Consider the following 12,249-nt stretch of genomic DNA (forward strand, 5'->3'; position numbering starts at 1 on the left):
CGGCGAAACATCGCCGGCCCTTTTTTTGTTGCTGGTGGTTTGGTTTAGCCCATCCGTTCGGATGCATAGGAACCGGGCGAGGCAGGGAAGACGATGGTCTTGTTTCCGTTCAGGAATACACGGCGGTGGATATGCGCGTGGATCGCACGGGCCAGAACCTGACTTTCCACATCGCGGCCCAGCGACACGTAATCGTTAGGGGACTGGGCGTGGGTGACGCGCACGGTGTCCTGCTCGATAATCGGCCCCTCATCCAGATCCGTAGTGACGTAATGCGAGGTCGCGCCGATCAGTTTTACACCGCGCTGATAGGCCTGTTTGTAGGGGTTTGCACCCTTAAAGCTGGGCAGGAACGAGTGGTGGATATTGATGATGCGGCCCGACATTTTCTGGCACATCTCATCCGACAGGATCTGCATATAGCGGGCCAGTACGATCAGCTCTGCGCCGGTTTCCTCAACCACCGCCATGATACGCGCCTCTGCATCGGGTTTGTTTTCGGGGGTCACCTTGATGCAATGGAACGGGATGTCGTTATTCACGACAACCTTTTGATAATCCATGTGGTTTGAGATCACGGCGACGATATCAATCGGCAATGCGCCGATGCGGCAGCGATACATGATATCGTTCAGGCAATGCCCGAAACGCGAAACCATGATGACGACCTTCATCTTTTGATTTTCATCATGGAATTCATATTCCATGCCGAATGTATCAGCCGTTTTGGAAAAGCCTGATCGGACCTTTTCGATATCAATGGCCTCATCACTGTCAAAGCTGATCCGCATGAAGAAATTGCCCGTTTCCTTGTCATCAAATTGCGCACTATCGCTGATATTGCAGCCATTCTCGGCAAGGTAATTGGCGATTGCTGCTACGATCCCTCGGGTCGAGTGGCACGTCACGGTCAGGGCGTATTTGCTCATATCGGTGGTCCTGTCAGAAAGAGGCGCGGCATCGTGTTGCCGGTGGAACCATGTTGAGTGCGCGACTTGCGCCGTCAAGGGATCAGGGCGGCGTTGTGTCAACTTTGCTGTGACGCGCGGGACGTGATCGGATCAGCGGTTTCCGATCATGCACAACGGGCAATATCAGGTACGAACCGTATCAGGCAGCAATCCGTCTGGGCAGTCGGGCGGAATCTATAGTAGGGCTTCGCTGAAATAGCATGGATGCGGCCCGCGCCCGATGGCGCATGGGGCGCTCGACCCAGTTGGAGACCCGTTTTGACCGACCCTATTGCGGCACGTCACCTATTTGCCTGCCAGATCGCGCGAGAGGCGGGCGCCGTTGCCCGCACCCTGTTTGAGAACCGCGACATCCTGCGTGTTGAGGCAAAGGAAACGCCGCAGGATGTCGTCAGCCGCGCAGATCGCGAGGTGGAGGCGCTGGTCCGTGATCGCATCGCCGCATCCTTTCCCGATGATGGCATTGTGGGTGAGGAGCATGACGCGAAATCGGGCACGTCCGGCTTTACCTGGGTGATCGATCCGATTGATGGCACCATGCCGTTCCTATCGGGTTTGCCCAGTTGGTGCATTGCAATCGCACTGTTGCAGGGAGCACAAACGGTGGCTGCGGCGACATTCGTGCCGATGCAGGACCAATTGTTCGACGCACGGCTGGGCGGTGGGTTCCGCTGTGATGGGGCGCCGGTGATGGTATCGGACAGCCTTGACCTGACAGGTGCGATGACCGCGATTGGTGCTAGCCACCGCTCACCCGCTGCGCATGTTGCTGGCGTTATCGGACGCTTGATCGGGGCGGGAGGTGCCTTTTACCGCAGCGGTTCGGGCGCATTGATGCTGGCCGATGTCGCGATGGGCCGGTTGGCGGGGTATTACGAACCGCACATGTATGCGTGGGACTGTCTGGGCGGATTGCTGATGGTGCAGGAGGCCGGTGGCTGGATCGAGGGCGTAGACATGGACCAGATGCTTGCGTCAGGCGGGCGTGTTCTGGCCGCCGCGCCATGCGTTTATGATCCATTGCGCGGGATCATCGACGCGGGTTGAATGTCGCGCTGCCCGCACGGTTTGAGTATACGGGCAACGCATTTCGGTCAGGGGTTAGGGCAGAACCTCAACCGTCACATTGGTGAAGTCGATGCCGTTATCGGGTGTCTCGCGCTCCTTGGAGGAACCGAATGTGTTGCTGTTCGCGTGAAAGGCCAGCATCCCGAAATTGTTCACGTCGCTGCCCTCATCCAACAGGCTGAACTGGCTGATGATCGTGCCCTCATGGCTGAGCGACCCTGCGATTTGCAGGCCATTGCTAACCTTTGTGGTGGTCATCGTGCCGGTATAGGTTTGCGACGCCTCGAACTGATACGGATCACCTCCACCGCCAAGGTGCTGATAGCCCCGGGTTGTTCCCAGCAGACGGCCCTGCGTGTCCTGCCCGTGTCGCCGGATGTCGATATTGGCATCTGCTGAATTCGCAAGGTTAACGTCGAAGTCGATCATATAGCCGGGCAACCCGTCATAGGACGTGTTCGGATTGCTGGAGGATGCAGACAGATCGCCCAGCAATTCCGCACGGCCCAGCATGTCATATAACCCGATCCGCAGCGCTGAATCGCGATCCTCGCCGATGGTTTCTGGCGTGGTAAAGGTAAAGGACGCCTGCAATGACTGCCCCTCAGCCAGCATTTGCGGGGCAAAGGTTGTCCGCAGTCCGCGTCCGGACCCGCCAGTTACGAGGCCAAGCGTACCTGCGCTAAACTCCAGTGCGCTGCTATTCGTGGTCGTCCACCAATTCGTATCGGTGGCATCGGCACTGTCGGCGCGGTCCCCATCGGTAAAGCTGTCATCAAAGACGATGCCAGCCTGCGCGGGGGCGGGGGGCGTTACAGGTGCTGTGGCTTGCTCTGTCCCCTCTGGCGCGGGGGAGTGGGAGTAGTCCAGCTCGTAGAAAATCACCCGATCGAAATCCATCTCCGGATCAGGGCTGGAGTTGTTTTGCGAGTACGCGCCCGCCTTAAAGAACATGAATTCGTCCTCGATGTTGAAGCCGCTATCGCGCATGTCGAACGGTTCTGCGATAACCTCACTGCCATCGTCGCGGATGATTTTTACGTGCAGCATCGGGATGATCTCGTCACCCTCCTGCACACCAACCACTTCGATCTCGTAGCTGAAGACCTCATCCAGCGCGATGCCGTCCTCGGGGTTTTCGGCGCGATCACCACGGCTGCCGATCAGCTCAACCCATTGTTCACGACCGGTTGCGGGTTCATGCGCGAAGTAGATCGAGCCGTATTTGTTATCCGGCAGCTTGCGATAATACAGGCGGATCGGCTCGTCATCCTTGGCGTGGATTTGCCCGATGATGACACGCCCGACCTGATAATCACGGCCCTGACGGGTCACCTGATTGACCGCTAGAGTGGCAGTTAGAACACCGTCCACACCACCGGCAGCGGCCTGTGCCGATTCTGGGGCCGAGGAAAAGACCCAGTTGTTTGCATTCGGATATCCGCCATCAATGCGGGTTTCGATACTCTCATCCCCCCGCCGCAACATGCCGCGCAATTCGGTGCGCGTGTAATTCGTATTGGCCGAGGTCCGCGCCCCCGCCGGTGTAGACCGGAACACCATGCCACCCGTTGCAGGGTCGGTGTAGAAATAGCGCGGGTCGGTCCAGCCGGCGGACAGCTCGTTTTCATAAACGCTATCGGCACGACCATCGCCATCATCATCGGCAGGCGTGGTGATGTACCAGCCGAGCAGGTCGAAATTCTGACCAGGGGGTAAATCGGTGCGCAGGCCGAACATGCCCTGACCGGCGCGCTCCGTCAGGACAGGCTGATCGGGGGCGGCGATATCCTCACCACATCCGATGGCGGCAATCTCAACAATACTGTTCCATTCGTTGCTTTCATTGCCGTTGCTGACAAGGCGGATGAATTGGGCGGAGATATTGTCGAGCGGGTTTTGCTCCAGTTCCAGCGTGCCGCCACTGGATTGGTGCATTGGCACGATGGTCTGGTATTCAACACCGTCGGTTGATGCCTCAATGGCGAATGCGGACCAACGCTCATCCCCCTTGTACCATGCGATATCCAGCGAGGTCAGCGTTTGCTGCGCGCCCAGATCCAGCAGCAGGGTTTTCGGCGCACCCTGCGATTGATTGGACCATCGGGAGTCAGGATCGAAATCCCCGTCGATGGTGTTTTCGGGGCCATGTGTTTCCTCGTACAGGCCATCATCCGTGGCCGAGATGATGGTTAAGGTGCGGCTAACCTCGCAGCTATTGGACGCAATTGCCGCCGTGCCCGCGACAGAGGCAAGGCAGAAACAGACGGATTGCAGGGGTAGATTTTTCACATGGACCTCCCAGTCGGTTGATTTAATTGGGCCAATTTTTCAGCCTCATCGCTTGGGCGTCTAGTATACCAGATTCGCAATCAACATGTAATCCCGTCTACAACCCTAGGTTGGAGGGTGCTGTTCAGGTCATGCTTTTGTGTTGGACATTAACAGTTAGCATGCTAATTGATGATTTATGCGAAATTGGGCGCTGCGCCCGCATGACCCGAATTAGTCAAAGGCCTTCAGATGAAACGCACCCCTCGTCAATTCAATCGCCGCTCCCTATCCGGAACCGTCGCTGCTCTCATCGCAGTAGCGGTGGTTGGCGTGAACCTTGATTCCGCAACCGCGCAGGATGCCGATCGATCCGCCTATGACATCGTGGACACGACAGCGGCCGTTGAATCCGCGAATTGGAGCGAAGGCGTCACGATCACCGTGGATGATGAGGCGAACACCTTCCGCTTTGAATCCAACGGTATCCCCAGCCACGGGTTCGCCGAGCAGTACTTGATCCCTAACAACCCGAACGATCAGCCGTTCAGCGACAAACCGGCCAGCGACTTTACCGTTGCAAATTCAGCCGACTATTTCACTGAATCCACGGTTGAGACGGATATCACCACCCTGCCAACCTATGTTGATACGGTCACCGATACGACGCTGGGCCGGATCGGCGTTGTGATCAGCGGCGCGCAGCTATTCAACGATTATGAGAATTTCGAGCGGACGAACGTCGCCCTGAACGATCAGGTGACCCATGACCACGTCTCCTTTGTCGATGAATGCAACGGGCATACATTGGTGGATGGCACCAGCTATCACTATCATGGCGTGCCATTGTGCATCACCGAAACGCTGGATCAGACGGGTGAGCATTCGTTGATGATTGGCGTGCTTGAGGATGGATTTCCGGTTTACGGCAATCAGGGCGAAAGCGGCGCAACAGTCACAAATGCCGATCTGGATGAGTGTAGCGGCCATGTTGGCGCGACACCTGAATTTCCGGACGGGATTTATCACTACCACCTAACCGCGGATGAGGCCCCCTATACCATCGATTGCTATCATGGAGAGGTTGAGGTCACCGCGATGCAGGGTGGCCCCGATGGCGGCGCGCCAGATTTCTCAACGGCGGCAACGGCACTTGGCGTTAGTGAGGCCGCGTTGATCGCCGCGCTGGGCGGTTCCATGCCGCCAGATTTCGACGCAGCGGCGCAGGAGCTGGGGATCAGCGCCGATGAATTGCGCAATGCCATGCCAGCACCCGGTGTGCGTTGATGCGGGGTGTTGTCTACGCTTTGAAAGGCGCGGCAGCGGGGGTCCTGATTGGGGTCGCGCTGCCCTACATTCCAGCTTTGGGGATGTCGTCTATGCACGACATGGCATCTGAGATGTCTATGGGCGACACGCATGATCATTCCATGCACGATCATCCCATGCGTGAGGTCACATCCGGTTTGCCTGTACCAGCCGTCACGCATCTGGTTTTTCCGGATGCGATGGATGGGTACAACGTGCAGATCCTGCCGCGAAACTTCGAGTTTACGCCCGCTGCGATCAATCGTGCGGTACAGGACAATCAGGGACACGCGCACCTTTATATTAACGGGGTGAAGATCCAGCGCGTCTATTCCAACTGGTTCCATTTGCCGTCTTCGCTGCTGCAACCGGGGGTGAATTTGGTCAGCATCACGTTGAATGCAAATGATCATAGCGAGTGGGCGCAGGACGGCACCGCTATTTCATCAACTGTGCGCGTTGTCCTGCCTGAATGAGCCTATCGCTGCCGGAATTCTGGCAGCGACCCCTTACTGTTCAACTTTTTCAAATCGCGCACGAATTTTCCGACGGAAATCGCGCGGGCGCTCGTATGAGCTAGGAACCGGCCAACCGTGGAATAGTCAGCACCTCTCATCAACTTTCGGTGTGCTAGGTCCGATTTTTTCCATGAGGCGCTGGTTTGGGCGTATTTATTGCACTGCAATATTTCAGGCATGCAATCGCGACCACAGCGGCAGTGCCGTCGTGCCGCTGTAGAATTCTAACGGAGTGTGCCCCAGTGGCGTCACCATCATAAAGGCGAATAAGACTTTGAAAAATCTGATTGTTATAATTGTCTCAGTCGGCGTTTTGTTTGGTGCGTATTCCTATACCTTCGGCGTACCCGATCAGATTGCGCAGCTATGGGGTGAACCTGCTGTGCAGGAAGAAGCCCCTGCTCAGGCTGGCGGCAGGCCGGGCGCACGCGGCGGATCACGTTCAACCATCGTTGTCATGGCCCCGCTGGAGGAGCGCAGCTACACGCTGGTTTTGCGCACCGTGGGCAGTGCGGTTTCCCTGCGTAAGGCGGATATCATGGCCAGTGAGGCAGGGGAAGTGGTTGAGAGCGCCCTACGCGCCAATGCCTTGGTCGAGCAGGGCGATGTTATTCTGCGCCTTGATGACCGGACCGAACGTCTTTCGCTGGAAATTGCAGAAGCAGAGCGGGATCAGGCGGAGTCTACCTTGCAGCGATATGAGGGGCTGCACGAAACCGGCAGTTCTGTCGTAACCGACGTTGCATTGTTCGAGGCGCAGGTCGCGTTACGCTTGGCTGAGGCGAATGTCGGCTTGGCACAGGTGGCGCTGGATGATCGCACGATTGTTGCACCAATCGCGGGCCGGCTTGGGCTGAGTGATGTTCATGTCGGGGATCGCCTGACATCGGGGCAAACCATCGTGACCATCGACGATTCAACCCGCCTGATTGCTGAATTCGAGGTGCCCGAACGCTCCATCGGATTGTTGGAAGAGGGCAAGCAGGTGTTCGTGACAACTCCAACCTTCGCCGGTCGCAGTTTCGAGGGCAGCATCATCGCCTTTGACAGCCGCCTTGATAGTGTAACCCGCAGCGCGACCGTGCAGGCGGAAATCGACAATGCCGAGGGGCTGTTGCTGTCCGGCATGACCTTTACCGCGCGCATGTCCGAGGAAACGGACCCGCTGCCGGTTGTCCCCTCAACCGCGGTGACGTGGGACCGGTCGGGCGCAGGTATCTGGGTGTCGAATGACGGCCGCACCACGCGCATGCCGATCGCGATCCGTTATCGTGATGGCGATCGGATATGGATTGAGACAGACGCCCCGCTGGGATCGCAAATCGTGACCGAGGGTGCATCGAAACTGCGCGAAGGCACAACAGTGGTCAGTGCCCGAGCAGGTGAAGGGTCGAGATCATGAAGATCGAAAAAATCGCGCACAAGGCAGGCTTTGCAGATACATTTGTTGCACGCCCGATTTTAGGCATAGTGCTGAACCTGCTGATTATCATCGCGGGCTTGGCCGCATTGACCAGTGTTGATATCCGCGAAATGCCCGATGTGGATCAACCGGTTTTGTCGGTGCGCACCTCCTATGATGGCGCTGTTCCCAGCACAGTTGATACCGAAATCACCCAAGTGCTTGAGGATGCGTTGAGCGCGCTTGAGGGGATGTCCTACATCGAGTCCACCTCCAGCACCGGTTCCAGCCGCATCACCATTGATCTGTCCGACGGCACCGATGTGGATGTCGCCGCGAATGAGGCGCGCGAGATTGTTTCAGACACGCTGCGGTCCCTGCCGGATGACGTTGACGATCCCACCGTGACCAAGAGCGACAGTAACTCCGACGCGATTATCCGTCTGGCTTTGCTGGGCGATGCTAGCTTTGACGAGCTAACCCAAGTGGCCGAGGGGCTGGTCTATGAACGTTTATCTCTGATCGACGGCATTGCCGAAGTTACGGTGCAGGGCAACCGCGCGAACGAGTTTCGGGTGACGCTGAACATGCCATCCTTGCTCAGCCGTGGCCTGACGATCTTTGACGTGTCCACTGCGTTGGAGCAATTGCGCGACGATACTGCGCTGGGTGAATTGGAAACCGAGTCGCAAACGCTGGCCCTGCGCGTCGGGAACGAGGCAGTGACCGTCGCCACAATTGGCGAATTGCCGATTAACGAGCGGACACAGGTTGCTGATGTCGCCTTGGTGCAATTGCTGCCCGAGGATACCAGCGTCTATGCCCGCGTGAATGGCGAAACCTCGGTCGGTTTGGACATCACCCGTCAATCCGTTGGCAACACGCTGGAAATCTCACGCGCTGTTGGCATCGCGGTTGAGGAGCTGCGCGCACAACTACCCGATAATATCGAACTGATCGTGGCCTCGGATGATGGTATCTTTATCGAGGGTTCTATCGAGGAGGTGGTGAAATCCATCCTGCTGGCAACCATCATCGTTGTGGCGGTGATCTTCCTGTTCCTACGCTCGCCACGGGCCACGCTGATCCCTGCGGTTACAATCCCTGTTGCATTGATCGGAACATTGGCGGCGATCTGGCTGACCGGCTTTTCTGTCAACACAATCAGCCTGCTGGCGCTGGTTCTGGCCACGGGTATGGTTGTTGATGACGCCATCGTGGTGATCGAGAATATCGTGCGCAAACGCAAGGCGGGCCTAGGCGCATTCGCAGCGGCGGCGGCTGGCACGAACGAGGTGTTCTTTGCCGTTATCTCAACCACGGCAACCTTGGCGGCGGTGTTTATCCCGATTTCGTTCCTGCCGGGGCAGGCGGGGGGCGTATTCTCTGAATTCGGCTTTGTGCTGGCCTTTGCTGTGACGCTGTCGTCGATCACGGCACTGACACTGGCTCCTGTTTTGGCGGCCTTGCTGGACCCCGGTAAATCGGTTGCCAAGCAGAGCGATGAACCGGAAAAGCCCAACTTTCTTTCTCGTGGTTTTGATGCCGTGATGGATTACGCGATCCGCACGCCGGTTCTGGTGATCGCCGTTGCATTCGGGTTCGTTATCATCGCGATGGGGGCGGCGACGACCTTGCCCTCCACCGTTACCCCGACCGAGGATCGCGGCTTCTTCCTCGTTCAGGCGCGCGGTGCGTCGGATACGACGGTTGATTACCTCGATACGCAGGTCGCCTTGGTCGAGGATATCCTCGCACCTTACGAGGAAAACGGTCAAATCGAAGCGGTGCAAAGCATCATTGGCGTCGGCGGTGGCACCAGTGCGTTTATCATTGTGCGCCTGCCGGATTGGGCGGAGCGTGACTTTACCCAGCAGGAGCTGATCGCACAGATCAGCGGACAGCTTTCTGCGGTTCCCGGCGTGCAGGTTAGTGCGCGGTCTACAAACAGCCTGAACATTCGCGGCGGTGGCAGCGGCTTGGGCTTTGCGGTGACGGGCACCAACCTTGCCGATATGACGGCGGCTGCGGATGCGCTGGTTGCGACGATGGCGCAGGATGCGACCTTCCTGAACCCGCAGCTGTCCAATGACAGTGTGGATGCGCAGCTAGAGGTCACGGTGGACGATGCTGCGGCGGGCGATATGGGGCTGTCTACATCGGATGTGACGCAGCTTGTCCGCGCATTGGTGCAGGGCGACGTTGCGGTTAGCGTGTTTGATGATGACACGGAGATCGACGTGAACGTCGTGCCCGGTGGGCCGCCAATCGATGACCCATCGGACATCGCCTCTATGTCGATCCGGCTGGATAGCGGCGCCTATGTGCCCTTATCCGCAGTTGCCTCACTGGAAACGGTGGTGAGTGAGGCGCAGATCGAGCGTTATGGCGGTGCCTTGGCTGTGTCGCTACAGGCGAACCTGGGCGACGGGGTGGACCTGTCCACGGCGATGGATCAACTGCTGGCCATCGCAGATGATCAATTGCCCGACGGCATGGGCATCATCTTCACCGGTGAGGCAGCAACGCTGGATGATACTGCGACGGGAATGTACATGGTGTTCGGCGTGGCGCTGGTCGTCGTGCTGCTGGTGCTCGCCGCGCAATTCGAGAGCTTCGCCAGTGCGGTGGTCATCATGATGACGGTGCCATTCGGTCTGGCGGCGGCGCTGTTGGCTATCTCGCTCTCGGGCGGATCGCTGAACTATTACAGTCAGATCGGTCTGGTGATGTTGATCGGCGTGATGGCCAAGAACGGGATCTTGATTGTCGAGTTCGCAAACCAGCTGCGAGAGGCAGGCGAGGATATCGATACCGCTATTCGTAATGCGCTGCGCCTGCGAATTCGTCCGGTGATGATGACCATGGTTTCGACCGTGTTTGGTGGCCTGCCGCTGATCATGACATCGGGCGCAGGGGCCGAGGCGCGGGTCGCTGTGGGCTGGGTAATTGTCGGCGGTCTAGGTTTCGCGACGGTGTTCACGTTGTTCCTGACGCCGATCTTCTATCGCTGGGTGGCTGTCTGGGGCGGTGCGCCCGGTGCATCGGCCAAGCGGTTGCGGATGGAGGCCGATGGCATTCCGGCCGAGTAAAATCAGGCAGGGCGGTGGGGTTTCCACCGCCCTGTGATTTTCGCGTCAGGCCTGTGCCTCACGCACTGCGATTTCCGCCATTTTCAGGATGGCATCACGGGTGCTGGCAACAGCGATGAAGCGTGCCTTGTGACAGAATTTCGCGCCCTCGACACCGCTGGCTTCCTCAAGTGCGGCATCGGTCAAACCAGCCCACGCAGCAGGCAGGTCGGCGCGCTGCTCGAATGTCTCGTTCGAGATTTTGATCCCACCCAGCGTCCAGTCACCACCGCGTGGGTTGACCACGAACAGGATGTGATCAGCCTCGGCCTGATCCAGCGCGGAACGGTAGGGCATGCCCATTGGCAGCTCCAGAATCGGTGAGGTGCCTGCCTTCTCAATCGCCTCCAGAACGGTGCTCTGCGCACGGGCCTTTGCCGTCAGGTTGCGGATTTGCGCCTCAACAAAGGCGCGGGCGATGGGCAGTGCCGACATGAATGCATCATCATCAGCGGTGGGCGAGGTATCGTCGAATACCGGCTTCAGGCTGCCCAGCAGTGAGGGCAGGGTCAGAATCGAAAGCGGCCCCGCTACCGATGGTTCCATCGCGCCATTGTCCAGCAGATCGATAGGCAGCACGAATTTCGCGTCGAACTTGGTGTGGATCGCCTCCGCGTCACCCTCGGGCACGCCCATCGCGGTTAGGTAATCGCGGCCGTAATGGGCCCAGATCAGGCCGAACGAGCTGTAGGGCTGCTCATCCTCACGCAGGGGGCCGGGGCGCTGGTGGTGGTCAAAGATTTGCGCATCGGCATCATAGGCGCCACCCACATCATAGATAATCTTGTCATCGGCAGGGGTCAGCCAGCCCTTGTCCCGCGTGCGGCGCAATTCTGCCTGCGGAAACAACCGCGTCAGGATCACCGAGGACAGTAATTCGTCCGCATGAAAACCGCCAGAATGGGTGACAAGATGGCTAATGGACATAAAATTTCTCCAGCGGGGGTAAGGAACGCGTTTAGAGTCGTACTCACAAAGGCAGGCAGCTAGGGCAAGGTCTAAATGTTGGGTCTGTGCCAGATCGCAAAGATTGCTATGAATTTGGTGAAACGGAGTATTTTACGTGCAACAGAAACATCCTGCCTTTGACGATCCGCAGGTTGCGCAGGCGTTTGCCAAATTCGCACCTGATGTGCGGGATGGGCTAATGGCGCTACGCGGCCTGATTTTCGAATGCGCCGCGGCTGATCCCGGAATTGGCCGCGTGCATGAAACCCTGAAATGGGGTCAGCCATCCTATCTGACGCCTGACACAAAATCAGGGTCAACATTACGGTTGGGCGTGCCGAAATCCGGCGGGTTCGCGCTGTATGTGCATTGCCAGACGACGCTATTGACGGATTTTCGTCACCTGTTTCCCGATGCCTATACGTATGAGGGAAATCGGGCGGTCACATTCACGACCGGACAGGACATTATGCCGGATACGATTGCGGCGCTAATTTCTAATGCACTGACATATCACGTTAAATCCAAAAGGGTCGCGCGCACATCGTGATCCGCAGCGCGGTTAACATCCGTATATGTCGTGTCCTGCAAGCGTACCAAATAATACAACAAACCGCGATGAATGGGCGCGG

The 12,249-nt window shown here is 57.9% G+C and carries 9 protein-coding genes; 6 read left to right on the top strand and 3 right to left on the bottom strand.

Annotated elements, in window-relative coordinates; genetic code table 11:
- Positions 1-44: 44 nt before the first annotated feature.
- Positions 45-929, bottom strand: coding sequence for a formyltetrahydrofolate deformylase (purU, locus tag CR254_RS14885; RefSeq protein ID WP_097931373.1), 885 nt, complete (start codon positions 927-929; stop codon positions 45-47).
- Positions 930-1,229: 300 nt separating this feature from the next.
- Between purU and CR254_RS14890 the strand changes: the two genes are divergently transcribed.
- Positions 1,230-2,018: an inositol monophosphatase family protein gene (locus tag CR254_RS14890; RefSeq protein WP_097931375.1), complete on the top strand. Its 789-nt coding sequence runs from the start codon at positions 1,230-1,232 to the stop codon at positions 2,016-2,018.
- 54 nt (positions 2,019-2,072) lie between these two features.
- Here CR254_RS14890 and CR254_RS14895 read toward each other — a convergent pair whose 3' ends face one another.
- Positions 2,073-4,331 (bottom strand): polysaccharide lyase family 7 protein, encoded by a 2,259-nt coding sequence (locus CR254_RS14895; RefSeq protein WP_097931377.1) that lies wholly within the window; start codon positions 4,329-4,331, stop codon positions 2,073-2,075.
- A 231-nt stretch (positions 4,332-4,562) separates the two neighbouring features.
- Between CR254_RS14895 and CR254_RS14900 the strand changes: the two genes are divergently transcribed.
- The 4 genes from CR254_RS14900 (at position 4,563) to CR254_RS14915 (ending at position 10,630) form a co-directional block, all read left to right on the top strand.
- Positions 4,563-5,597 (top strand): YHYH protein, encoded by a 1,035-nt coding sequence (locus CR254_RS14900; protein ID WP_097931379.1) that lies wholly within the window; start codon positions 4,563-4,565, stop codon positions 5,595-5,597.
- A gap of 92 nt (positions 5,598-5,689) precedes the next feature.
- Positions 5,690-6,094: a hypothetical protein gene (locus CR254_RS14905; protein ID WP_145996755.1), complete on the top strand. Its 405-nt coding sequence runs from the start codon at positions 5,690-5,692 to the stop codon at positions 6,092-6,094.
- A gap of 316 nt (positions 6,095-6,410) precedes the next feature.
- Positions 6,411-7,538, top strand: a complete 1,128-nt coding sequence (locus tag CR254_RS14910; RefSeq protein ID WP_097931383.1) for an efflux RND transporter periplasmic adaptor subunit — start codon at positions 6,411-6,413, stop codon at positions 7,536-7,538.
- The gene (locus CR254_RS14915) at positions 7,535-10,630 is read left to right on the top strand and encodes an efflux RND transporter permease subunit (protein WP_097931385.1); all 3,096 of its coding nucleotides are present in this window, start codon (positions 7,535-7,537) and stop codon (positions 10,628-10,630) included. Before CR254_RS14910 ends, CR254_RS14915 begins: the two co-directional genes overlap by 4 nt.
- A gap of 45 nt (positions 10,631-10,675) precedes the next feature.
- Here the strand turns inward: CR254_RS14915 and CR254_RS14920 are convergent, their stop codons facing one another.
- A complete protein-coding gene (locus tag CR254_RS14920; protein WP_097931387.1) occupies positions 10,676-11,596 on the bottom strand; it encodes an MYG1 family protein in 921 nt (306 codons plus the stop codon).
- 136 nt (positions 11,597-11,732) lie between these two features.
- Here CR254_RS14920 and CR254_RS14925 point away from each other — a divergent pair, with 136 nt between their 5' ends.
- Complete coding sequence (locus tag CR254_RS14925) at positions 11,733-12,167, top strand: DUF1801 domain-containing protein (protein WP_245851674.1); 435 nt, start codon at positions 11,733-11,735, stop codon at positions 12,165-12,167.
- Positions 12,168-12,249: the final 82 nt, after the last annotated feature.

Source organism: Pontivivens marinum (genome assembly GCF_900231835.1).
In the GTDB taxonomy this organism is placed as follows: Bacteria; Pseudomonadota; Alphaproteobacteria; order Rhodobacterales; family Rhodobacteraceae; genus Pontivivens; species Pontivivens marinum.

Bases quoted from the DNA above. Each gene is read 5' to 3' on its own strand.
- CR254_RS14900 (WP_097931379.1), top strand. From the start codon at position 4,563: ATGAAACGCACCCCTCGTCAATTCAATCGCCGCTCCCTATCCGGAACC.
- CR254_RS14920 (WP_097931387.1), bottom strand. From the start codon at position 11,596: ATGTCCATTAGCCATCTTGTCACCCATTCTGGCGGTTTTCATGCGGAC.
- purU (WP_097931373.1), bottom strand. From the start codon at position 929: ATGAGCAAATACGCCCTGACCGTGACGTGCCACTCGACCCGAGGGATC.
- CR254_RS14915 (WP_097931385.1), top strand. From the start codon at position 7,535: ATGAAGATCGAAAAAATCGCGCACAAGGCAGGCTTTGCAGATACATTT.
- CR254_RS14905 (WP_145996755.1), top strand. From the start codon at position 5,690: ATGCACGACATGGCATCTGAGATGTCTATGGGCGACACGCATGATCAT.